This is a genomic window from Methanosarcina hadiensis (assembly GCF_046529725.1).
Lineage (GTDB): Archaea > Halobacteriota > Methanosarcinia > Methanosarcinales > Methanosarcinaceae > Methanosarcina > Methanosarcina hadiensis.
Genome location: NZ_CP136241.1, coordinates 3048252 through 3073694, shown reverse-complemented (window position 1 = coordinate 3073694; position 25443 = coordinate 3048252). Strand labels below are relative to the sequence as shown.

At 38.1% G+C, this 25443-nt stretch carries 18 protein-coding genes and 1 pseudogene; 3 read left to right on the top strand and 16 right to left on the bottom strand.

Features of this window, described 5'->3' with window-relative positions; all coding sequences use genetic code 11:
* Positions 1–4 precede the first annotated feature (4 nt).
* A pseudogene (locus RSJ42_RS13150) lies at positions 5–859 on the bottom strand (IS5 family transposase); the annotation flags it as partial.
* Positions 860–915: 56 nt separating this feature from the next.
* Positions 916–1449, bottom strand: coding sequence for an MASE3 domain-containing protein (locus RSJ42_RS13145; RefSeq protein WP_410507730.1), 534 nt, complete (start codon positions 1447–1449; stop codon positions 916–918).
* A gap of 384 nt (positions 1450–1833) precedes the next feature.
* Here RSJ42_RS13145 and RSJ42_RS13140 point away from each other — a divergent pair, with 384 nt between their 5' ends.
* Positions 1834–2106 carry a hypothetical protein gene (locus tag RSJ42_RS13140; RefSeq protein ID WP_410507729.1) on the top strand — a complete coding sequence of 91 codons (273 nt, stop codon included), beginning with the start codon at positions 1834–1836 and terminating at the stop codon, positions 2104–2106.
* A 202-nt stretch (positions 2107–2308) separates the two neighbouring features.
* On the opposite strand, the gene RSJ42_RS13135 is transcribed toward RSJ42_RS13140, so the two are convergent.
* The 6 genes from RSJ42_RS13135 to RSJ42_RS13110 form a co-directional block, all read right to left on the bottom strand.
* On the bottom strand, positions 2309–2539 hold the full coding sequence (locus tag RSJ42_RS13135) for a ChaB family protein (RefSeq protein ID WP_410507728.1): 231 nt from the start codon (positions 2537–2539) through the stop codon (positions 2309–2311).
* A gap of 662 nt (positions 2540–3201) precedes the next feature.
* On the bottom strand, positions 3202–4086 hold the full coding sequence (locus RSJ42_RS13130; RefSeq protein ID WP_410507727.1) for an EFR1 family ferrodoxin: 885 nt from the start codon (positions 4084–4086) through the stop codon (positions 3202–3204).
* A 331-nt stretch (positions 4087–4417) separates the two neighbouring features.
* The gene (locus tag RSJ42_RS13125) at positions 4418–4885 is read right to left on the bottom strand and encodes a pentapeptide repeat-containing protein (RefSeq protein WP_410507726.1); all 468 of its coding nucleotides are present in this window, start codon (positions 4883–4885) and stop codon (positions 4418–4420) included.
* Between the two features lie 257 nt (positions 4886–5142).
* Positions 5143–5550, bottom strand: coding sequence for a DUF1699 family protein (locus tag RSJ42_RS13120; protein ID WP_410507725.1), 408 nt, complete (start codon positions 5548–5550; stop codon positions 5143–5145).
* A 394-nt stretch (positions 5551–5944) separates the two neighbouring features.
* A complete protein-coding gene (locus RSJ42_RS13115) occupies positions 5945–6847 on the bottom strand; it encodes a DHH family phosphoesterase (RefSeq protein ID WP_410507724.1) in 903 nt (300 codons plus the stop codon).
* Between the two features lie 596 nt (positions 6848–7443).
* Positions 7444–8019 carry a phosphohydrolase gene (locus RSJ42_RS13110; RefSeq protein ID WP_410507723.1) on the bottom strand — a complete coding sequence of 192 codons (576 nt, stop codon included), beginning with the start codon at positions 8017–8019 and terminating at the stop codon, positions 7444–7446.
* A gap of 757 nt (positions 8020–8776) precedes the next feature.
* On the opposite strand from RSJ42_RS13110, the gene RSJ42_RS13105 reads away from it, so the two are divergent.
* A complete protein-coding gene (locus RSJ42_RS13105; RefSeq protein ID WP_410507722.1) occupies positions 8777–9166 on the top strand; it encodes a hypothetical protein in 390 nt (129 codons plus the stop codon).
* 205 nt (positions 9167–9371) lie between these two features.
* On the opposite strand, the gene RSJ42_RS13100 is transcribed toward RSJ42_RS13105, so the two are convergent.
* A complete protein-coding gene (locus RSJ42_RS13100; protein WP_410510371.1) occupies positions 9372–10460 on the bottom strand; it encodes a mechanosensitive ion channel family protein in 1089 nt (362 codons plus the stop codon).
* Between the two features lie 623 nt (positions 10461–11083).
* Here RSJ42_RS13100 and RSJ42_RS13095 point away from each other — a divergent pair.
* Entirely contained in the window at positions 11084–11725 is a 642-nt protein-coding gene (locus RSJ42_RS13095; RefSeq protein WP_410507721.1) for a matrixin family metalloprotease, read from the top strand.
* Positions 11726–11832: 107 nt separating this feature from the next.
* Here the strand turns inward: RSJ42_RS13095 and RSJ42_RS13090 are convergent, their stop codons facing one another.
* From RSJ42_RS13090 to RSJ42_RS13060, 7 genes are all read right to left on the bottom strand, one after another.
* Entirely contained in the window at positions 11833–14088 is a 2256-nt protein-coding gene (locus RSJ42_RS13090; RefSeq protein ID WP_410507720.1) for a PocR ligand-binding domain-containing protein, read from the bottom strand.
* A gap of 225 nt (positions 14089–14313) precedes the next feature.
* On the bottom strand, positions 14314–17109 hold the full coding sequence (locus tag RSJ42_RS13085) for a PAS domain S-box protein (RefSeq protein ID WP_410507719.1): 2796 nt from the start codon (positions 17107–17109) through the stop codon (positions 14314–14316).
* A 1472-nt stretch (positions 17110–18581) separates the two neighbouring features.
* Positions 18582–18968 (bottom strand): hypothetical protein, encoded by a 387-nt coding sequence (locus RSJ42_RS13080; RefSeq protein WP_410507718.1) that lies wholly within the window; start codon positions 18966–18968, stop codon positions 18582–18584.
* Positions 18969–19353: 385 nt separating this feature from the next.
* Positions 19354–19506, bottom strand: coding sequence for a hypothetical protein (locus RSJ42_RS13075; RefSeq protein ID WP_410507717.1), 153 nt, complete (start codon positions 19504–19506; stop codon positions 19354–19356).
* 14 nt (positions 19507–19520) lie between these two features.
* Positions 19521–20492, bottom strand: a complete 972-nt coding sequence (locus RSJ42_RS13070; protein WP_410507716.1) for a lamin tail domain-containing protein — start codon at positions 20490–20492, stop codon at positions 19521–19523.
* 60 nt (positions 20493–20552) lie between these two features.
* On the bottom strand, positions 20553–20828 hold the full coding sequence (locus tag RSJ42_RS13065; RefSeq protein WP_410507715.1) for a hypothetical protein: 276 nt from the start codon (positions 20826–20828) through the stop codon (positions 20553–20555).
* A gap of 182 nt (positions 20829–21010) precedes the next feature.
* The gene (locus RSJ42_RS13060) at positions 21011–25246 is read right to left on the bottom strand and encodes a PGF-pre-PGF domain-containing protein (protein WP_410507714.1); all 4236 of its coding nucleotides are present in this window, start codon (positions 25244–25246) and stop codon (positions 21011–21013) included.
* Between the last annotated feature and the right edge of the window lie 197 nt (positions 25247–25443).

The window sequence follows — 25443 nt, the reverse complement described above, 5'->3', positions numbered from 1 at the left end:
CTACCACTTTTTTGTTTATGTTATACACTATCAGTTTAATTTTTATTTCTTTAACTTGATTATAGAACTTTCTTGCCCTGAGTACTTCTCGGAACTTTCTTTTGACAACAGAGAATGTTGTTTCTGCTATGTTCCGTTTATTGTATTTTGTTTTATCAAAGGTAAAATGTAGCTGTTTTCTATATTTTCCTTTGATTTTTTTCCTTTTTCTTACTCTTAAAGGTATAATTGAGTCTGCTTTTATTTCTTCTCTAATTAAAGTATGAATTTTTTCAGAATCATACCCCTTATCAAGGACATAACATTCAGATTTTTTTGTTCTATTTGATTGTCTTATCAGAGCTTTTGCATGCTTGGTATCATGATCCGTTTTTTGACTTATTTTCCATCCTAAAATTACTTTTCTATCAGTATCTACTGCTATTGAAGTTTTAAGGAAGCTCCTACGGAGCTTCCCTGTTCTTCGAGAATAATAATAACTTGCATAAGAACTCGTAAACCCAGTTGCATCAATTGCTGTAATGGAAGCATTTTCTCCATGTGAATAAAATAGCTTTAAAGTTTTTGACAAAATTATGTTAAATAATGACGAAGGGATTCTGGACATAAACTTTTGAAGAGTAGTGTAATGTGGAATCTTATCAAGGTCAAGTTTTTCCTTTATACTGCTCATGAGGTCAATAAGCTCTACAAAATCTCGATAGTCTGTACTTATATACTCCTTCAGTAAAACAAGAACAAGAAGCTGATGTTGAGTATAAATACGTTTGGAATATTTACAGGAGTAAAGGTTCAGTCTGGAAGACTGAACCGTTTTAAGACTGAGATCAATAAAATTAATATATTTATTTGATGACAATAGGAATTGCTCCTCGTTTTTTGTGGGGACAAAAGATAAGGAGCAATTTTAATATTTTATTTTATATATTTTTGGGAAAAAATAAAACTTAGAGGATTTCTACAGAGCCAAATGATGCAGACAGCCGTTATCCCTGAATATATGAAAAAAACTTGCCAGAAAAACCTTTTTTTCTCTCCTGTTGCCTTATCTCCTTTTATGTTTCCTTCGTTATAATCCTTTAATAACAGCGGAGCTATAAACAGGGATATGCTTTCCATGTATCTGGCTGCAATCCAGAGCTGAGTGGGAAGGTTTGCATCAAATTGAGGAAAAATGCCCATCCCTTTGTATGCAAATGTATGAATAAGATCCAGGCTCGCAACGAAAAAATACGCAATTCCTATAAATATAAGGTACCTGTTCTCCAGCCGATTTTTTGATTTCGATACTATGAGGAAAACGACATATGCTACGTATATACTGAATAACTCTGCCAGAGTATGGAAAAGGAGGTAATTACTCCGGCTAATTATATAGAGAAGACCTGCCAGCGCTAACCAGAGTATTATCTCATAAGGCCTTATCCTGACTTTTTCTGCTAGCGGCACCTGTATCTGCTCACCTCATTTGTATCCTATTCTTTCCGGAGGTCTTTATCCATGTATTTAAATAAATACCTCCCTTAGTATAAAACTAGTTAGATTATTCGGAGATATGCCTTAGTATAAAATCCGTATTATTTGGGGGTATGCATTTATAAGCTAGATTCTCCGGGGATATACCTTGTATAATATACATTTATTTGAAAGATTCGGTTTTCTATTTTGGGAATATATCTGTTAATTAATATAGCAAAAACTGTATTTTTCAGCCACTTTACTCTCCTCAATTATAAGCTCACTTTTCCCTTAATAGCAGGTCTTCCGGTACAGCAGGAGAAGAATAGCCAGATATTTATGTGAGAGCGATTAAAACGAATATGGGGGATAAATTTGACTTCATCGAAACTTTCTGCAGAGCTGACATCAATAGTCAAAGACAAACTTGAGCTGGGACCTGAGGAACGTGTTAACGTCAGGGTACTTCTGGAAGAGGATGCGATTCTTGAAAAAGTGGCAATTGAACTGGAAGGAAGCGGGTTTAAGATAAAAAATGTTCAGGAAGGTCCGGACGTGGTAATTACCGGCACGCTTGCGGTACAGAACATTAATGCAATTAACAGTATCTCCGAAGTGGACAAAGTAGAGTACGACCGCAGTGTATGATTCTTAAATACTGAAGACAGTAAGGTAAAAAGATGGTAGAACGCAAGTTTCTTACCTTTTTAAAAGTAAATCAACCCGAAAAACCAGTATAAAAACCAGTATAAAAACCAATATAAAAATCAGATTCACAAAAACAAATTAAAATCCAAAAATAGACATCAGAAGGTGCTGAAAATCATGATTTCAGTCCTTCTCTACTCTTTCAATCCTTCTCTACCCAATTTCCTTTAGAGTCCTTCTCATACTTTTTTTTAACAGCACTCCACGCAATTTTATGTGAGGTTTCTTCCCTTGAAGCATCTCCTTTTCTTTTTGAAGGGTCTTTATATTCTTCCCAGGCGCTATTGAAAGCTTCTCTATAAATATCCTGGCCGTGCTCAGGAAGATTTTCCTTAACAGTGTCTGGCAGTTCAGAATTGCTTTTATATGGCATTTTTTTCCCCCATTTTTAGTATAAGGGGTTATTTTTTTAAAAACATTCTGTGCAGTTGTTTTATTGCTATAATTTCTAGTTTGCAATTTTTAGGCATACCCTGAGATTATGTTTTCTTATACCCTGAAATTCTATTTTTTATTCTTTAAATCGCTTTACCAGGACCTGGTTATTCTTTATATAAGATTTCTTAATCAAAACTAAATTAAAGTCAAAAAAGGTTTGAAAAAAACTTAAAATGGTCTGAAAAAAGCTTAAGAACCGTAAGACGAGGCGCACCGTAAGAAGAAGCCCGGAAGCACTGAATCCGTACTGCATCCCCCAATGCAGTCTTAAATCTTATTATGCTCCCCCAAGCAAATCGATTTGAAGAAGGATAATGGCTTCCAGGCAATTCCTTATGTGGTAGATTATACCCCTTTCTTCCCAACTCCAACCTATAATAATAAAATAAATTATTTTAAATTAATTGTATCAAAAATTGTTTGATTTTAAATTGCTTCGTAATATTAAAAGTTTTAATGCAAGCATAAATAAACATAGTCCATACTTATTTTCTCAGGCAAGTGCCGTGCATTCATAAGATAGCATTTGTGAACTGAAGATTTGGCCTGAAAACCTCACCCTCCTGTTAATGATGGTTATCCGTCTGGGTCTGGAATTCAGTGCTCAAGCAGATATTCCTTCACCCCTTTCCATAAATATCCTTTTGCCAGATTCTCTATCGGTTCCTGATAAGTGCCTTTCATCCTTTTTTCAATATCTTTCAGGTTGTATCCGTCCTTCAGGATAATAAATTTGAATATTCCTGCCGCGAGTGCATTATTTGGGCATCCGTAAATGCACCTCAAACAGAGGAAACAATCCTTGCCAAATACCGGTATATTATTTAACATTTTTATATTGTCTGCCGGGCAGCTCTTTGCACACCAGCCGCAGCTGTTACAGTTATCGTCTACCCTGATATTCCGTCCAAAAAACTTTGATCCTTTTTTCTCCATTTCTCCTGCCTTTGAGAATATGCGGTCTATGAGTTTCGGTCTCGTCCTTCTCACAACTCCTGCCAGCAGGTCACCAGCAATACGCTCAACCTTGGAGGGCAGGATCTCAAGCAGTCTGATGGCAAGCCCGTCATCGGTCTTTACAACCCAGTTTGAAGGCATTACCATCATCTTTTCATAAACAACCGTATAATTCTTTTTTTCCAGCTTGCGAATGGAGCTAATACGGCAGGCTGTATTTGGAGTCACTTCTCCGCCTCCGGAAACAGATATCACAGCAGCGGGGACAGTCCTGCAGCCTTCAGGGAGGCTGGTGATCCACTTATATACAATCTCCGGGGCATTGAATGCGTGTACGGCAAATAACAGTATTAGAAGATCTTCTTTATCCTCAGAATGAGTATTTCCTGTCCTGATCTCTGATTTTATAACAGATATCCCGCGCCCTGCCAATTCCTTCCCAAGAGTATCGGCGACCAGGGCTGTACCTCCTGTCCCTGAAAAATAGGCTATTTTGATTTTATTGATTTTACGAGGCGTTCCCATGATGATCTTTCTTTATTTAAGGAAGTATCAGTAACTGAAAGTTAATGTTTCAGCTGTTTTATTATCTGGATCATAAATATTAACCTCCATAGTATGAGCTCTTCCATGAGAAAGTAAGACCTGAACCTGAGTAATCAATAGAAAAATGAAAAAGAAAAAACTTCGGTGCAATTCTCGGGTTATAACCAGCATCAAATGTCTAACTGGATTATTTTATTTATCTTACTCTGATTTCTCAAAAAGGGCAGGAAACTTTTTTTTAATTGCCTGAAAAGCTCTTCATCCAGTTTCGTGTCATAAAGTGTTTTCACTTTGGAGAGCCTGTCAGGTGTTAAGCATAAACCTCTTCAAGGAAAGCAGCTTTAAGATTTACTCCTTCAAGGTTGGCTCCTTCAAGATTTGCTCCTTTAAGGTTAGTTTTTTCAAGATTTGAATCTTTTAAATTAGCTTTTATAAGATTAGCTCCCTCAAGGTTAGCTTCTTTAAGGTCAGCTCTTTTAAGATTGGCGCCTTCAAGTTTAGCTCCTTCAAGATGAGCCTTTTCGAGATAAGCATCTTCAAGGTTGGCCCATCTCAAGTCAGCCCATATGAGATGAGTTTCCTCAAGGTGAGCTTCCTTAAGGTTGGCTTCAAAAAGATCTGCCCCTTTAAGGTTAGCTCCTTTAAGATTCGCTTCGCTAAGGTTAGATTTTATAAGGTTAGTCTTCTCAAGGTTGGCTCCTTGAAAATTAGTTCCTCGAAGATCAGCACCTTCTAGATCAGCCTCTCGTAAATCTTTTCTCCCCGCAATATCCGCCATATACGATTAATCGGCTTTGAGTCAAAATAAACGTTGCTATGCCAGAGAGTCAGCTTTTGCTGCTTTCTCAGAATTTTCAAAAATAAATGACCTGAAATATGTTGTAGCAGTTGGTTAATAAAAAAGAAGTAAAAAATTGAAAGCTTTGAAGTTTGAGTTGAAATTATTTAGACTGGAGATTAGATGCCGACAGATCAACCCATTTCTGTCTATCTAATCTCCATTGAACACCTACCAGCTTATTATCGTTACTTGATTCATACGACTGTTTCTTTATTCAGGATATAGCCTACCATTGCAGGGTTCAGTTTGCTTTCCCTTGAAACCTTTTTCTCGATTTCGTCAGCGGGTTTACCTTCTGCTTTCATTACTTTTATTTTTTCAACCACCGAAGACGGGACCGCATAGTACTCGTTAATGTCTTTCCTGTGTCCCCAGACATCTCCTTCAAGGAGCTGAACTCTCTGCATCTGAAGGAACATTTCTATGGACTTTGAGACCGTAGCCATGTAAGATTTAGGCAATTGAATTACCTCAACCTTTGGACATGTTTCAACCAGGGAAAAAATGTCCTTATTTGAAGGCCTGAAAGCCAGGTGAACAAGACGCTCATTCGGATTAAGTGTAAAGATCTCTTCCCTCGAACTAACAACTCTTATCCTCATATTTTTTTTCCCCCACTATAAAGTCGTTTTTTGATTGTATCTTGATAATAAGTACATCAACTCCCTATAAATAGTTATCTTATTGAACTAACATTATTTTGATAGTATTCTGGGAACGATGATTGTATGGTGTTTACTAAATTGATATAATATTCTGAAAAGAAAGTAATGTAGACTGCATTCTATTTTCTTCTCTTTCACTACAATTACAATTCCTGCTCCATATCCCACTATATTTTCTTTCAAGGACCTCTAAATCTATTCACACAGTCAGTCTCTACTAAACTTAGAATTCTTGAGAATTTTTTTATTAAGTTATGGGAAATAATCTCAGTATGCTTATTGAGGATTGAAATAAGGCTGGTAAAAATCAAATATATTAACTTTTTCACTTTTATTCCCCAAAAAGCAGGTGCGGAAAATCCATATTCTTTTTCTGGAATCCAGCTGCGTTCCTGTGCCCTCCGCCGCCATATTGCTTAGCTATTTCGGCGCAATCAGGCGAGTCAGGATTTCCTGAATCGGACCTCAGGCTGAACACTACCGTATCCTCAACAGCCTGCCACATAACGGCAATATCATACTCAGGCTTCTTGTATATGAATTCTCCAAGTTCGGAAACACTCCCCGTTGTGTTTACAAGCCTGGCTCTCAGGTTGTGAAAAGTGCAGTCTACCCCGCGTTCGAATGATTTTTGAATTTTGTAACTTTGAGATTCAAGGAGCAATTCACCAATAGATATCATTTTGTTTACGGTATCCTCGTACTCTAAACCGGAACTGAGGAGCACGTCCCATACCGGGTCATCAGGAGTTTTCACCATCAGGCTAAAGCCTGCGTTAAAAGCTCTGGTCTCACCGTATTCAAATTTCCATATATCTTTATCACCTATATAGGCAACAGCTGCAGGAGGGGGGACGTATTCAGGATGTGTATGTTCCCATGTGAGTACACAGGCTGCATTTTCAGTGGACCTTATCCCGGGAATATGGCTCGAATTCCAGAGGTCCGGGAATTTCTCCATAGCGGTTTTATGGTGATCTATCCAGATCAGTTTGGATCCGCAAACCTTTACGAATTCGTCCATTCTATCACTTGCAAAATCAAGAAGCCATACTTTTTCGGCTGCCCCAATTTCTTCCTCACTCCACTGCTCTTTTCCGTAATTAATAGGAACAAATTTTATAGCAAATTCATTCCGATCATAATAATTTCCAGCGACTGCGGCTGCACAGCATCCGTCGTTGTCATCGTGATAATAGATCAAAATTGTGCTTTTGTTATCTGTTATTTTCATTCCCCCTTGTTTTGCAGGCTCTCCTATCAATTCTATTACATTTTCTATCGGATAACTTATTCCAGAGTAACTATTTGCTTACCATTTTTCTTTAAATGCACCGGGTATTGACATTCAATTCTGGAACATAGTTTATATGGCATTGACTAACAGGGCATTTTCTCTGGTTACCAGGACAGTTATCCATGCGTTTCTCCGTACCCACAACCGATGAAGTCAGTTATTAACTTTTTGAGTTCCTCATTCTCTTTCAAAAATAACAAAACCTTATACATTATCAGGAATAATCCAGACCTAAAAAGAATTAACCAATCTGGAGCAGTAAATAATAATCAATTCGATGTTATTTCTGGATTTTGAGGTAACAGATTCTGCCATACAGGCTCGATGGGCCTGGAAGAATCGTCAAAAGATTGGTAAAAGAAATTAAAAAATTGATAAAAGAAATTAAAAGATTAACAAAAGAAATTAAAAAAATTAGTAAAAAATCGCCGGAACAATTAACAAAAAAATCATTGAAAATTAATAAAAATAGACAATGGATTCCTGTTGCAGGCGCTTTTAATCTCCGGAATCCTCTTAATCATAATTATTACTTAATCCAGAATATCTTCAGGAACTTCATAAGTAGCCAGGTAGTCCGGTGCAGAATAAATCGACTCAGCCCAGGAGACAATTCCTTCTATCTCAGTAAATGATATTGGGCGATATTCTGTGGCCTCAAGTGAGATATTTATTGTCCTCCTTTCGCGGTCTATAAAGGGGTGTTTTTGAAGGTCGTGGCTATAATTGTGTGCATGAATTATCCAGCCATCGAAATCTTCCGGTGCATCTGCAGGGTTATGTACAAGACAGAAGTGCCTGTTACCAATATCTACGGTCACATAATCAAGCAGGAATTCAATCTCTTCGGAGAAATAATCGTCTCCTTTTATAAATACAATGTTTCCTGACAGACGCTTCAACCAGTAATCTAGTTCTTTTGCATTTCCTCCATAAGATATGTCGCCCATGAAATAAACAATATCATCCGAGCAAATGGTATCGTTCCAGTTCTTGAGCAACAATTTATTCATTTCTTCAACATCCATAAACGGGCGATTGTTGCGCCTGATAATATTATTGTATCCGAGGTATAGATCTGCCGCTACATAGACTTCGGATTGACACATACAAAGATCACCAGATATATAATGATTTTTAATTATAAATAAAGCTATCATAACAAATTTCAGAAGAAATGAAAACACTTGGATTATTTTGTCAAAAGCATGCACAACCGCCAATTATGTTAGTGGAAGATATGAATGCAAAGTAAAATCGATAGATCTGGAATTCTAAAACCGGGATCGGATAAAAATCAGATTTTATTTAACCAGCTTATTTTACTTTTATTGTGAATTTCAATATAAATATAATTTTATTTCTGAGTTCAGGTGCCTGATTTCAATTATTTTATTAAAAGTAGGCTCTAAAGATGAATGAGGAGAGAACGGAGAAAGAGCTCAGGGCAGATCTGGGCTTGTGGCCTTATTCTTGCCAGGTATATTCTATATGCTCGCGAACTTATCCTTACCAGGTATTTATCCTTACCAGGTATATTTCATATGCTCCCTCCCCCCCAAATTATTGTGCAGTAAAGTCACAGAAATCGTAAGTTGAAACAGCTTTCCCATATATTCATTAAGTGATTTCAAATGTCTGATATCCTGCAGGAATTTTCAACTCCAGGACTAATACAGTTCTAAGAAAAATCTTTACAGAAAAAAGAAAAACTCTAAAGTGAAAATTCTGAATCAAGTGACAACATACTAAAATAACAATATTTTTAAATATCTTACACGATATAAATGATATATGAGCCTGAAAGGAGAATAAATTGAGTGAAAAACGGGGATATTGAACCTTTTACAGGCCCGGTACTTTACTTTGCATAAACTCTGGAATAGATACATAATGAAGGGAGGCGGCAAAATAAAGGAATTTTGCAATATCTGTGGTCGGGAATTGTTAGAAGATGTGCTGGTCGTCGATACCAGCCAGGATATGAAACCAATTAAATTCAAGGATGTTCACGGGGATAAGTCTGATCTAATATGTATAGAGTGTGCAACTGACTCGGTTGAGAATCCGCCCTTCTTATGTTCGAGATGCGGGCAGCCAATAGAATTCAGTGAGCACTTCTATGTATTGAGGCTGGGAACCATAAAACCCGGTGGTCCAAAGGTAGACTTTAAGGAGATATCCTCCGACGACAGGTGTATTTGTCTTACATGCTTTGAAGAGTTTATGAACCCTGAGGCAGAAGAAGAGGACTGAAAGAGAATATTTGTCTACAAACTTTATTTCCTTTCTTGAACCTCGATTTTTTAATCTTTAAGCAAAAATCAGGGATAAGAATAAATAACCATTAAATATCGAAAAAACAGAACTGATTTTCAGTTCTGTTTGCAATTCTTTTTAATCTTTTTTACTCATCTTTTCCGTTTCCCATTATAATATTATGATAATACCTGTCTTCTGTTTAATGGTCTGTTTTATCCTTTATTTTATCTTCATTAACATTTAACCTGCTAATTGGAGCGTACTCAATATTAATTTCTTCTAATGAGGCTGCTTTTATTGAACCCTTTCCCTTATCGCTATCTTTCTTGAATACGATAGTTCTGTAAGGATATGGCATTTCAACACCTTCATTATCAAAACGCACTTTGATTGCTTCTCTAATTTCGCATGCAGCACTGTATGCATCACTTCTATCCTTAAACCAGACATGCATGCGGAGGTTTATGGCAGAATCTTCAAACTCTGTTAAATATATTTTGACCTTCCCTCTTTCCCTGAAATCAGGGTCTATGGTGTGAATGATTGATGGATTCAATTGATTTGCAAGGATATCGGACTTCAGTATCCCGGGCTTTAAAACACAGTACTCCTGGGTATGGGGAGGCATAATTTTGGGGTGCTTTCTTGCTTCTTCAACCATAATTTTCTTTGCCAGACTGATATCAGAGTCGTAGCTGATCCCGATATCTATTGGCCATATAACTGCAGGGTCTTCTATAGTCCAGTTATGTATCGCTTCGCTGCTGATTACCGAGTTGGGAATAATAAGGCGCCTGTTGTCCGAAGTTAAAATAACTGTATGCCTGAGGTTAAGGTCAGTGACTTTTCCATATTCGTTCATTACAGTCAGCCGGTCTCCAACCCTGAATGGTTGAAATATAGCAAGGGCGATGCCTGCAATAATGTTGCTCAGAGTGTTCTGGGACGCAAAACCGATGATTATACCTGCAAGCCCTGCACCGGACAACAGAGCAACTGAGAGGCTGCGCAGGCTGGGAATATGGAATATTATTACAACAATGCCTATAAAATAGACTGCTGCAACCACCAGATGCCTGAACATACGGAAAGTCGTAAGGTCAATATGCAGTCTGGAGCTCGCTCTTTTATAATACCTTATTAAAAAATTATTTACTGTCCTTGCGACAAGAACAGTTGCTATGGTTATTAAACTAATAAACAGGAGCGTTTCCAGGTTTTCCGAGAACCAGGCTAATGCCTTATCCGGTATTGTATTAAAAGAAAATGGAATTTTCACATTATTCATTGTTTCATTTGAAGTTTCTAATGTTCCCATGCTTAATCTTTGGTAAGGCACACTATATAAATATTTATTATATAATACGTTATATTGTAATATATTGTAATAAATTTAGATTCGAATATGTAAAGCATCGAAAGAATGTATGTGGACAAAACCAGGACAGGCTACATCTAAAGTTGGACTTAATAAATTGGGGGTAAGAATTTCTCAGATCTGAAATTATAATAGCGTAACAAATAGAAATAGATTTTATTTGACTGATAAATAGATTTTATTTGAATGAGAAATAGATTTTATTTGACTGACAAACCTGGTTTAACTTTGAAATAAGTGTCAATGATTGAACTTTTTTAATTTATTTTTATTTTCTAACGTTAAAGTTCATTTTTTTTATTAGCTGAAAACTCAACTCTGCTGGTTAGATCCGAAAAATCAGAATGTCATATCTAAAGAACTAAAAAGGCATAAATCCAATCTAATTAAATGCATTTCCAGGGACGATTTTATGCGAGAGATTAATTCTTTTTAGTTAAATTTTTAGAAATTATTAGCTGATAATAAGGAGGCAGATTTGTATTATCCCAAACTATAGCTCCGGAATAAAATTGCTTTTTTTACTTTCGCTGATGGTAGTTACTTTACCCATAGTTTCGACAGCCTCTGAGTCAGATTATCCCAGAATTCTAGACTACCCCTGGGACCATTCACCTATTACCGTGTATATAGATGACAAAAATGTACCTCCTCATTATAGTCCTGCCTATTCTGCACAGGTACATAAAGCCCTGGATTACTGGGAAGCAGGTGGGAATGGAAAGTTAAAGTACATCCCTGTTTTTAAGCTTGTAGATTCCGAAAACGCTGATATCAGGATAAGATGGGTAGAAAGCCTGCAGGAAGATCAGGGTGCTCCTGAAGGAGTCGCAGGCGCTGCAATTCCTTACATTGCTGACGAACGGTTTGTAAGAGTGGACATAATTCTTGGAGTTGGAAGCTATCAGTGGATGAGATGGGTACCATATAGTGATTCTGCAATGCTCGCAATTTCAAAGCATGAACTGGGACATGCCCTGGGACTGGACCATAGCACTGACAGGCAGGATATTATGTATCCGAGCAACGAGCAGATAAATAATACACACCCTCTTTTTGCTGGCAAATACGGTTCTTTTTTACTTATAGCAGCTTATGCAGCTCTTGCAACTATCGTTTTTCTCTCCGTAAGCTGGCTACTTAACAGAAGAAAGCGGAAAAAGATTCAGGATTAACATTTTAGGCAGGAATTCTCGTAATGCATTCTAAAAAACAGTCATCTATGAAATTTGTATAATTGAATATTAAAAAAGAAAAAAAGTCTCAGGCTGGATTTGGAGTTTTAACTATCATGTATTTCTAAATTTATAATAAATTCCGTTCCATGATCTCTTTTCAATTCAACAGTGCCGTCTAACTGATCTACCAGAATGTTTACCAGCTGCAGACCAAGAGTATCCGAGTTTTCCAGGTCAATGTTTTCGGGAATGCCAGTTCCATTATCCGAGACGATAAGTGTATACCTGGGGCTTCTCTCAGAAAGTACATCTTTAACATCTTTATTGCCGGTTTCGTTTTTTTCCTCTTCACTGAAAAGTTTAATCCGGATTTCCCCGGTTTCTCTGTCCAGGAATGCGTATTTAAGGGAATTGGAAACAAGTTCATTAATAATCATTCCTAAAGGAACCGCAGTATCCATACCAAAGAAAATATTCTCTTCAACATCCAGTTTTAGGCAAATCTCAGTATTTCCAAACCTGTATGCCTGAAACAGATTTTGAAGAAGTCTCTGCAAATATTGTGAAAAGTTAAGCGCATCGTCTCCTCTTCCTTCATGCAGTTCCTCGTGAATCAGGGCAATTGATGTCACTCTGTCCTGGCTTTCCCTGAAGGCTTCAATAATTTCCGAATCCTTCACATATTCTCTGTTATTGAACTTTTCAGCCTGAAGGTCCAAAAGAGAAGATATTACCTGTAGATTATTTTTTATTCTATGGTGGATTTCCTTTTTACGAGCAACCTCAATTCGTGTCAGATTTTCTTCTGCCTTTTTATGCTCAGTAATATCCTGAATTACTCCTCTCATCCTGATTGGTGTATTCTCTTCGTCAAAAATAACTCCACCTTGAGAATAAACTACACGCTCTTTTCCATCAGGTAAGATTATTCTATAATCAATGTTATACGGCTTTCCTCTTAATGCTTCATTGATTGCATGACTAACGCGATCTAAATCTTCTGGATGTATATATTTTAGAAAAATATTGTGATTTAGCTCAAATTCGTTATCAAGCCCAAAAATACGATAAATTTCGTCAGACCAGTATTCCTCATCAGTTTTTATGTTCCAGTCATAACTTCCAATGTGAGCCATTCTTTGAGCTTCAGCAAGACGTTTTTCACTTTCTTTTAATGAATTATAAGCCTTTTCAAGCTCTACTGTGCGTTCTCCAACTATTTTCTCTAAATTGTTATGCTCTTTTTTAAGGACTTCTTCTGCCCTGTTACGTTCTGTGATATCAATAAATGCAGAGACCGATCCTCTTAAATTACCCTGCTCGTCATGCAAGGGCCTGGCATTACCCAGTACATGTCGAATTTCGCCGTCAGCAAATAAAATATCCAGCTCGCAGTCATTTATCTCCATACCTGCAGCCGCCATCTGGGACGGCATTTTTTCAGGTGGGATTTTTACTCCGTTCTTGAATAACTCAAACATCCCGGGCCTTTCTCCCTCAGGGGCAGATTTGGAAAAGTTTGTACCTGAAGGAACACGTAGCCATTCACAGGAAAGGCGGTTACCGGTTATCTGAAGCACCTGGGGGTCATGTGCTATAAACACAGCAACAGGTACAGCATCCAGTACTGCCTTCAGTTCCTCCGAACGAATCCGTTCACGTTTCTCGCTCTCTCGCAATGCATTTACAACTGCATCTCTTTCTTCCAGCGATTGGGCTAATTTTATATTGCTGTAACTTAGCTGTGAGAGCATGCTGGCAAATGTCATGAAAAAGCCCATACCTGTGTTCACAGCCTCTCTACTCAGCCTCGGCACTTTTTTAAGCGCAGCTATGTATTCCTCTTCGTTGAAGCCGTATTTTCTGGCATGAGATAGGAAAAGCTCATAATCTACAGGCTCATCCTCAAAAAAAAACTGTCCTCCAAAAACATAGCCGACATGCTTGCCACTTATCATTATGGGAGTCACAATGTCCCACATATTGTTTTTGCACCTGTACAGCTTAAATTCTCCAGGTGTGACACCCGAGGATAGCTCTACGTCACTCTCTATACAATGCTTGCAGGCCTCGGGATGGGCTCTATGGAATCTGATACATATGTCCTGCCACCCAACACTCACCAGAACATTGCCATTGAGGTCATTTATCCCTATAGGAATGTGAGTAAGTTTATAGAAATCTTCCATTAAAGGCTTGATAGCCTGGACATTAATGATGTCGGAAAGCCCCAGATTAGCTGTTTTTCCAGGGTCTGAGACGCTGGTTTCCAGTTTAAGCATGAAACACTGATTACTCTGGCCTGGTATCTCTTCTACTCGCTTTTTTCCGGTATCAGGTTTACTCAGTTTCCCTTTCATTCAGAATCTTCCCCGACAGCCAGCAGCTCACTTTTCTGTATCTCAAGCAAACAGGTCTAATTACCAATCCCGACCTCACCTGAACAAACTCTTTTTTGCTGGAGGCTCTAATCTTTATTCAGTAAGGTTTATAAAATTATCTACTTATTAATATTTAAAAAAATTAGAATAGATCACGGATAGTTCAAATGTCTCTTCATACGGAAGGAAATAAAGAAAGGTTGCTTATATTTCCAGATTGTTAAACCATATAGTGAATTCTGTTCCATGATCACTTTTAACCTTAATACATCCATCTATCTGTTCAACGAGGATGCCCACAAGCTGGAGTCCGAGAGAGTTTGTGTTCTTAAAATTGATTTCTTTCGGGATTCCTTTTCCGTTATCGGATACCTTAAGTATGTAATCAAAAACACCCTTTTCTATATAATCTCCATCCGAACCTGCAATATCACTTACAGAGCTAGAGTTCTTAATTTTGAGAAGATTTATTTGAATTTTGCCTTCAATTTCGTCAGGGAAAGCATGCTTGAAAGAGTTTGAGACCAGTTCGTTTACAATGATTCCAAGAGGTATTGCTATATCCATGCCAAGGTCGACCTGTTCAAGGTCAAGACTGAAACTGACATCCTTATTTCCTGGTTTATATGAACTGAAAAGGTCTTCAGTTAGCTTCCGGAGGTAAGCTGCAAAGTCAAGGGTGTCGATTTTATCCCCTTTGTATAACTCTTCATGGATGAGGGCCATAGAAATTACCCTGTTCTGGCTTTCTGCAAAAGCCTCTACAACATCAGAAATCTTACAAACTTCATGATGAGATAGCGCTTCGGATTGAAGGTCAAGCAGGGATGAAATAACCTGTAAATTGTTCTTAATCCTGTGGTGAATTTCTTTTATGCGCACCTGTTCCATTTTTGCCAGGGATTCTTCTGCTTTTTTTCTCTCGGTAATATCAATGTCCATCTCAAGAACCTTGAGTGAACCATCAACATCCCTGAAAGGAAGGTCATATACGTCCAGCACTCTTCCGTCAGGCATAGTGGCCTCCCAGTGGTGAGGCTTTTCGGTTTCAAGTACTTTAAATGCTTCACAGAACTCACATGGCCTGGTAAGTCCGAAACAAAAATCATAACATTTTCGGCTGTCGAGGTTTCCAAACTTATCACGGAAGACACGGTTGGCAAAGGTAATATGATGGTCAGGCTTTAACAGAACTATAGCTACAGGCAGCGTCTCCAGCACATTGTAAAGGCGCTGACGCTCACTTATTATTTCCTGATTCCGCTTTCTCAATTCTTCACCTGTTCTTTTAAGCTCATCTTCAACCTGTTTGCGTTCTGTGATATCCTGAACAGTCCCTTTCATTCGAACAGGGTTATTCTTTTTGTCAAAAATAACCTCGGCCTGCTCGTGTACGGTACGCTCCTCTCCACTGGCCATGATAATCCGGTAATCGATACTATAGGTTTTTCCGTCCAGGGCTTCTTTAACAGCACTATTCACATAGTACCTATCTTCCGGATGGACATAGTCAAGAAATCCATAATAAGTTGCTCCAAACTCCTGTGGAGTGAGACCGAAGATCCGGTAAATTTCATCAGACCAGTACATTTCATTGGTTATAATGTTCCAGTCCCAGTTTCCAAGATGTGCCATATGTTGGGCTTCAGCAAGACTTATTTCACTCTCTTTCAATAAGTTATACGCTTTTTCAAGTTCTGCTGTACGTTCCCTGATTTTTTCTTCTAAAGAATCATGTGCTTCTTTCAGTGCCTCCTCAGCCCACTTGCGCTCTGTAATGTCGTGGATAACCGAGAAAAGAATGGGCTTGCCCTGGATTGTCACCGGTGAGGAATACACTTCCACCCAGCGGAGACTGCCGCTGGCTAGACGGTGCCGGAAAATGAATACGTTCTTGCCGTGCTCCACAGCCTTTTGGCGCTCGGCGGCGACTTCCTCGGGCGGCAACTGGTTTATCCTGTCGATGCGCATCGCCCGCAGCTGCTCGCGCGAGTACTCGTAGAACCTGGCCGCTGCATCGTTGGCGTCAATAATCTGCCCGCTGTCGGGCTCAATGAGCAGCATGGGTGCCCCATGTGCCTCGAACATCGTGCGGAAGCGCGTCTCATTCTCGCGTAAAGCCTCATCAGCCAATTTACGCTCTGTAATGTCTATCAGGGTCGAAAGAATAACTTTTTCTCCTCCGATGGTCAGGACCTGAGCTGACAGCTGAGCTACATAGGATTCTCCAGACTTCTTATGGAATTCCTGTTCCCATCCGCTCAAAGAGCCTTTTTTCCGTAACTCCTGAACAAAGCGGGATACTGCTTCCTCGGTAGGCCAGATATTCATTTTCCTGGCGGAGTGGCCAATTGCCTCATCCCGATTGTAGCCATTTAATGACACCCATGTGTCATTAACGTCCAGAAATAGTCCATCCTCGAGACGTGTCAGTGTTATAGCCGCAGGATTGTTGGCAAAAGCAATAGAGAACTTTTCTTCCGAAAGGCGTAGCACCTCCTCGGTCTTCTTGCGTTCGGTTATATCGTTGAAAATGATGGCGACATGTTTTTTTTCCGGCTCTCCGAAACGGAAGGCATATACGTCATACCAGCGGTTCAACTGCTTGGCATGATACTGAAAGCGAGCCGGTTGTCCGGTCAAAGCAATCCGGCCGAAGATCTCATACCAGTATTCTTCGTGCTCCGGGGTAAGCTCTCGCATTCTCTTTCCCTGTGCATCGATAAGCCCTGTTTGCTTCTCAAAAGCCGAGTTTGTTTCTAGAAAGCGATAATCTACCGGTTTTCCGTTTTCATCGAAGATCATCTCTATGACGCAAAAACCTTCTTCGATAGAGTTGAACAAAGTTTGATATCTGAATTTGGATTGCAGCAACTCTTCTTCCTTACGTTTATGCTTGATTATCCAGGCACGTAATTCCTGATTAGCTTTTTCCAGCTCAGTAGTCCGTTCCTGTACCCGGATCTCCAGCTCTTCTTCGTTCATAAGGTTTGAAGTCATAACTTTCCAGCTCTTTTTTAAAATAGAATAAGTATGTCCGTGCAATTCTGCTCTTTTATAGAAATGGTAGAAGCACATTTCTCATGCAATATCCCCAATAGCATCAATAGCATCAATAGCAGATGTGAATATTTTGCTAAAAACCCTGAAATAATGTATGTGCATTATTATAAAAAAGTTGTTTGTTTAAAGTATTTTTATAATAATTTCTATTTATACCTCTCGAATTAAATGTTCAAAGATTTAAGTAAAGACGTGATACGATCCAATAACATCATTTGTAAACAGGTACTGATGTGTAAGTGCAGCTGGCATATCGAATAAGTATGTAAAGATTCTATTCGTATCGTTATTGTCACAACTAAAAAGATTAAGAAGATAAATAAGAGGATGGGCAATAATGATCGCTGCACCTGCAGCAAGAATATTTTGTGCAAAACAATTGAGCTTAAAGAAACTGAATATCAATGTATCCTTTCATGATAGAATCAGGATGCGCATCAGTGCACACATTATCTTCTCTTAATAGAAAACCAATTACGCGCTATACCCGTAAGCCACCAGGGCACTGTTGCTGTAAGAGCATCTCCAAATCAGAGCATAGATTCAAAGCCTAAATCCTATATTTTTTACTGAATTTTAATTTCTTTGGCTTGTTACATATACATTTTATTTTTGATTTATTCGCAGGCCTCGGCTATACAAATCTTGCGAGAAGGTGCTACAACTGACCTTTGAGTTAATGTGAGTTATTCAAGCCTTCAACGAATCCAATGCCAGAGACTCTTTCAAAATAATTCGCGATGTAATTTTTGGAAATCTTGCTGTTGTTTATACAGTTTCAAAATAAAAATCTGAGTCACTTAGTAACTACCAATTACTACCAATATTCATCAAATTGGTAGTAAATTTTTTATCCCAATAACTACCGTTACCTACCAAAAAGTAACGAATTGGTATTTATGAAGATTCCACAGACGGCACCGTATATATGGGATATCCTCAAAAATGAACTAGGGATAATATGTGTAAATAAGCTCTTATGAGATGCTGGAACATACCATGAGCTTATTCATTGGAAAAGATGGTGGGGAAAAAAGTGGGGGTAGATAAATCCAGCTGAAGACAGGACCTTATAATCTAATGAACTGAGAAAGCTGAGAAATAGGAAAAAATAGGATATAAAGACAGTAAATATCTGCCAGTAATTTTGAGTGAGTTTATGATAAATTGAACAAATTTATATCGAATGTCTACAAGACTCGTATCCTTTTCAAATTTAAAGAAGAATTTTCAACCTGAAAGTGTGTAAAATTTTTCTCATACAGATCTAAAGCTGAATACGTCATATGAGATTGTTTTTAGTCTTGATTAAATTCTTGAACTCTCAGTAAATATGTAAAATTTACTTTTACCCATACAATTTGAAAAAGATACCAAAAATCGGATAAATAAGCCCGATTATTAAACCATTAATCTTTATCAAGCACAAATTTCATTTCGTGATCAGGGTCCCTTACAAAGGGTTCGTCTGGATGTTTTAAACTTTGCTCATTCACAAATTTAAATTTTCCGAAGAAATTGATATGTATATTATCGGATTTTGACATGGGAAGTGAGAATGGATATTCATAAGAGTTATAAATTGGTTTTAATTTATAATTCTCTTTGGTCTCATCGAAAGTTCCTTCCATGTCTAAAGAGTACACGCTCATCTTAAAGGTGCTATCTTCAGTATCTAAAGTTAAGTATACATCCGAATTACTGGGATGAACATAGCTCAAAGCAGTTGAAATAATAAAATAAACGCCAAATAAAATGAGTATTAAAGTGACTATATTTGTTCTATCATTTGTCATGTATTCGCGTATTGAAAAATAAGTATTTCAATGTTCCTAAATTTATTCATGCTTCCGGTCAAGGAAGATATCATGATAAATTGCTATGTTTCTGGAATATTTCTCAAAAGTATATATAGATGTGAAGTTGTACGTGGGCATCGATTTTAGTTTTTATGCTGGAAACTTGGAACTAATTTTTGCTCTAAAATCGATAGCTTACAGACAAGAAAACTCCTAACCAATGACATTGTCTTTGATGATTATTTGGGAAAATGAAATTATAGAACAATTACCAACCTGAAATTTAGAAGTTATATTTATGTCATTCCTAAATTAAGGCAAGTAAAAGGACAAAATACTTCGTGATATCTTTGATCAGCCTCGATTCTTACTCTTAAGCTTCTCAAGTAAGCTCGAAACTCTCTCCTTCGCATCCTCCTGTCTTTTGAACATCCTTGCCAATGGTAATACCCAGGACATCTCCTTCCTTGCAAGCAGGTAACAAAAAGAGGGGGATGTTAATTTTGACTTTTTCTTCATCCCTTACAAGCAGCACTGCAGTATCTTCTTTTACTCTGTCAAGACTAACTTTGAAGCTCTTTTTGAGACCAATTTTCCAGTGTCATCATAGAGGTATACAGTGCCATCATAATTCAATATAGGATCATCCAATTGCCAGTAAAGTTCAGTGGCTGAGTCTGTACCTTTTCCAGTAAATACAGTTACAGTTAACCCTGCATTCAAGGTATAAGATGGAAATGTGTAGGTATGTTTATTGCCTTCATCCTCAATTTTCCAACCCTCCAAGGAAACAGGAAAATATCCGATATTTGATATCTGGATCCATTCCTCCTGAAGGTTCAGATCGGTCACATAAACACTTGATTCGGTAGGACTTGTGGTTTTGTTTTCATTGGATTCTGGTGTCCCAGTTGTTGAAGCTACAGAACTGTAAGTTCCATTTCCACTGGAGGTAGTCCCGGATTTCTCTGTCATAACTGTAAAAGTTGACCCGTCTGTTGTAATGATAATTGTGCCATCCAGGTCAGTCCTGTAAACCTTTGAAGTCTTCTGCAGTCTGTTAAGGATCTCTGGGTGAGGATATCCGTAATCGTTTCTTGCTCCCACTTCAATAATGCTCACCTCAGGACTTACAGATAAAATAAACTCTTCTACACTACCGGATCTGCCGGCGTGATGTCCAACTTTCAGGATGTCAGAATTTATATCACGCCCTGCTTCCATTATTCTTTCTTCAGTTTCAAGGCCTGCATCTCCCATGAACAGGAATGAGATCTCTCCGTAAGTTACATTGAGAACTACGGAGTTTTCGTTCGAGTCATCTGAATAGATGGATTCGGGATTTAAGACTTCAATATCAATGGCAGGATCAAAATCGATTGTCTTACCAGTTTTAACTCTTTCAAAACGAATATTTTTTAGAGCTATGGAGATTAACGTATTCTCATAGGTTTTAGATGTATGTGGATCTCCACTCTCAACGAAATGTTCAACCTGGAAGTTGTCAAAGATATCATCCATTCCTCCAACATGATCACTATGAGGATGGGTTGCAACTACGTAATCCAGTGTGGAGATTCCCTAGTTCTTCAGGTAATCTGTGACAACTTCTCCCTGGTCATTTTCTCCTGCATCTATTAGCATATTTTTATTTTTGTATTCAATTAAAATGGAGTCACCTTGACCAACATCGAGGAAATGTACGGTAAGGTTCTGGCCTGATGGAGTAAAGGCGTTTTGAGAAGTTGTTTTAGGAGCTGACTGTTCCGGAGTTGTCTCTGTCGAATCTGTGCATCCGGCTGTAGTAAGGATTAGGGATAGGCAGATGATTGTGGCGCTAATTTGCAGGAGTTTCATGAGGATATTACAGTTTCAGATATATTAGAAATTTGCATTGAGCTTCAGGAAACATCTTAGTGAAAAAGAATAAAAGAAAAACACAGGCAAATCCTTGTAGAAAAAATAGTTTTCAAGTCTGGCATGTGGGTATATTGCCTAACTGAGCCAGACTTGATTGATGACTTTATGGTTAGCCTTCTTCATCTTCTTCTATATAGAAATACTCCAAGCAGACCGGCTACTCCATAAACCATATCAAAACCTGGCATACCTGCTTTTCTTTCCTCTTCAGATTTCGTATTAATAATATCCGATTCTTTATTTTTCTTATTTTCAGAGTTATCTGAATTGTCAGACTGTATTTCAGTTACAACTTCTTCGAGAGAAGCACACGGCCTTCCTGTTATTGCAAAGAAAGAAAATCCCGGAACATCTGCTATAAAGTACAGGTACTTACTATCTTCTCCTGACAGACTGACTGGCAGCTGTTCCCATGTTTTGCTGGTGTACCTGTTCAGGGTAATTGAATCTTGGTCTATACTTTTGTTCTGCAGCCAAGACTTTTCGATCTTAAAACAAGTAGTTGGATTTTCTATATTCTCAGGGCTTGCAAATCCGCTGTTTCCTGCCCATACATTGAAGTACTTATAGACATCTCCTTCAGTCAGGTTAGAGACAAGCGTGGATTTATTTTTCAATTGCTCGACAATGATTGTGGTTTTGCCAACCGTCTTCTTTGAATCAAAGCCTACATACACAACACAGGTTGCATTTTTCGTGAAATCAAACTTCGTAGGCGTGCCATTTACAACAAAAGCTTGGCAAAGTTCTTTTACTTCAACATTTCTTGCAGGTTCAGGCGAGCCGCCACTACTGCCACCGCTTCTGCCATTATCGGTGTCATCATCACCTTCATCGCCTATTTTGAGGTAAACAGTATAAGTTCTTGCTATTTCTTTCGTTACAGGTTGTATGTACGTTCCTTTTATCTCCTGGTCGTTTTCAGAGTCGATTTTTATTTTCCATATATGAACTATTCCCATAATATATCCTGGAGTTTCGATCTTTAATGGAGGGTTCATTGGTATCGACTTTTTACTTAGGATAGTAAGACCGCTGCTTAGCTTGAGTTGCAAAGAATATGGTGTTCCCGGGTTTTCCGTAAGTATCAGGTAAAAAATCTCTCCATTTCTGAAATTTATGCTTTTCCCATTTTCAGCTTCAGTTAATTCAGGTGTTACTTGCGTAGCATTGATGCTGAGACTTGGATCAGGAATGACTGATTTTCCTCCTATGAACTGCCCGAAGGCTATAGGACTGTTTCCTACATTCACCGTGTCTGTAACTTTGTTTGTAGCAGTGTCAATTATAGAGACATTGTTGCTGCCCTGATTAGCTACATATACTTTTGTCCCGTCAGAGTTTACTGCAACTCCATAAGGACGATCACCCACAGAAATTATGGCCGTAACGGTATTTGTAGACGTGTTAAATACACTGACATTATTGCTGCCATAGTTCGCTACATATACCTTTGTTCCAGTTGGGTTAACAGCAATGCCGGAGGGAGATTCACCTATCTTCACCGTCGCTGTAACATTATTTGTTGTTGTATTAATTACAGAAACTGTGCCAATCATTCGTTCGTAATTCATTTCACTTCCGAATGGATTGATATTCGCCACATATACTTTTGTTCCATCAGGATTCACTGCAATTCCAACAGGAAAGTTCCCTACACTCACTGTGCCTGTAATATCGTTTGTTGCAGTGTCAATTACAGAAATATTATCGCTTCTGTAGTTTGCTATATACACTTTTTTTCCATCCGGGCTAACTGCAACTCCTAAGGGGGTGGCTCCTACAGGCACGGTGGCTATAACAGTGTTATTTGTTGTGTCAATTATACTGACATTATTGCTGCCATAGTTCGCTACATATACCTTTGCTCCATCTGGGGAGACTGCAATTCCATAAGGATAATTTCCTACTTCCATCGTTCCTATAACATTGTTTGTGGATGTATCAATTATAGAGACAGTTCCGTCCATATTCGCTACATATGCTTTTGTTCCATCCGGGTTGACCACAACTCCCAATGGATAATGTCCTACATTTATAGTAGCAATAACAAGGTTTGTGGATGTGTCAATTACAGAGACATTTTTGCTGCCCATGTTCGTAATATATGCATATAGGGAAGGTTGTAGAACATTTATCGTGCCCAATTTTGATACCGAGCCATTAACATTACTTGCTGTCAAATTAACAGTATAGGCTCCTGATTTAGAATAAGTGTGAGCTGGATTTTGGTCAATTGAAGAATCTCCATCACCAAAGTCCCAGCTTCTTGATACTGCATTTTGCGAAAGGTCTGTAAACTGCACAGAAAGAGGAGCATAACCGTTGGTTACATTAGTACTGAAGTCTGTAACTGGTAATTTCGGTTTTGCTTTTTCTGTTGAGATAGTACACATGAAGATATCCGGGTTCCCACTACGCCAATCTTCCCATACAACCCTATTATCATAAATTGCAGGATTCTTCTGATCCGAATTCTTGGTAGTTATCCGAGTCTCAGTGCAAGAGGATATGTTGTACATATAAATATCTAAGTTTCCTGGCGCTCCATGTTCATTGCGCCAATCTTCCCATACAACCATATCACCATAAATAGCAGGGAATTCCTGTCTTGAATTAATAGTACAAAGAAGGGTTTTTTTGGTCGTGGAAATGTTGTACATGTATATGCGCCAATAATTACTGTTATAACCTTTCCATACTATCCTGTCACCATAGATAGTAGGAGATGAGTGATCTAAACCATCGGTTGTAATTTTGGTCTCCCTGTTAGTGGAAAGATTGTACATGTAAATATCTGTGTTCCCGTAACTTCCAAACTCTTGCCATACTATCGTATTACCATAAATAAAAGGAAAACCCTGTTCAAATTTATCGTTGGTGATCCGAGTTTCCTTGCAAGTGGAAAGATTGTATATATAAATTTCAGAGACAAGGTTATTAGGGTCAGAATTACGATAATCTGCCCATGCAATAGTACCACCATAGATTGAAGGAGCCAACTGATATGATTCATTGGTTGTAATCTGGGTTTCTCTAGAAGTGGATAGGTTGTACATGTATATGTCCCAATTACCATTGCGAGAATCCTGCCATACAATTTTATCATCGTAGATAACGGGCTCGTACTGATTTGACTCGTTGGTAGTTATCTGGGTTTCTTTATCAGCGGAGAGATCGTACATGTAAATGTCCCAGTTTCCCGGTCCATTACGCATATCCTGCCACACTATCTTGTCATCATAGGTACTCGGTGCTCCTTGCCATGATAAGTTAGTAGTTATTTGGGTTTCTACAAGAGTAATCTGATTATCCATAGGTACTATAATCTCAGAATCTGTGAGATTGCACATGTAAATATCACAGTTTGAATAGCCATTACGAGCATCGGACCATACCACCCTATCACCATAGATAGTAGGGTTGTAGTGACTTGATCCATCGGTTGTAACCTGAATTTCCGTGTTGTTAGACAGATCGTACATGTAGATCTCGTGACAATTGTTTCGCCAATCCTCCCATACTATTCTGTCCCCGTAGATAATAGGGGAGTATTGATGTGATTCATTGGTAGTGATCTGTGTTTCCATAGAAGTGGTTATATTGTACATGTAAATATCCCAGTTTTCGTAACCATTGCGCCTATCCTGCCACACAATCCTATCACCGTATATGGAAGGATTTGCCTTTTCTGATATACTGGTGGTTATTCTAGTCTCATTGTGAGTAGAAATATTATACATGTAAATGTTCCAATTTGAACTGATATATCCTAGCCATACTATTCTATCGCCATAGATAGCAGGCTCTCGCTGGATTGAATAATTTGTAGTAATCCGAATTTCCGTGTTGTTAGACAGATCGTACATGTAGATATTTTTATTTCCATCGCGCCCATCTTCCCACACAACCCTCTCACCAAATATAGTAGGATTTGCCTTTTCTGATATACTAGTGGTTATTCTAGTCTCATTATAAGTAGTAATATTGTACATGCAGACACTGTAGTTTCCATCTCGATAACCCATATAGACTATCCTGTCATTATAGATTTTAGGAGTTTTTGCTAATCCGTTAGTGGTTACCTGAGTTTCCTTAGATGTAGAAAGATCATACATATAAATATCGTAATTTTCATATCCATTATTACGAGCATCCAACCAAACTATCTTATCACTATAGATTGAAGGATAATACTGATTTGATCCATCAGTGGTGATCTGAGTTTCATTTGTAACAAGATGGACATTTTGAAGAGTAGACGCCAGTGCCACAGATGAAACAAAAGTAATAAATAGTACAATTAAAGGTACCGAAGCTAAAAATAATGAAAACAACTTTCCCTTATTCCTCATAGTTTTCCCCGACTAATCTTTCACTATTTCACACATTGTAAAAATAATAATATAGATTATTCGTTGATGGTCTTTAAATCTTTTCTTAAAACATGACTTTACGGTCCTTAATTTGAGAGTGTCTACTTTGGAAAAAGGATTTAAAGAGAATATAAATAAAAATAAGATCGTAAGAACCCAAAGTGATATTACAAAAG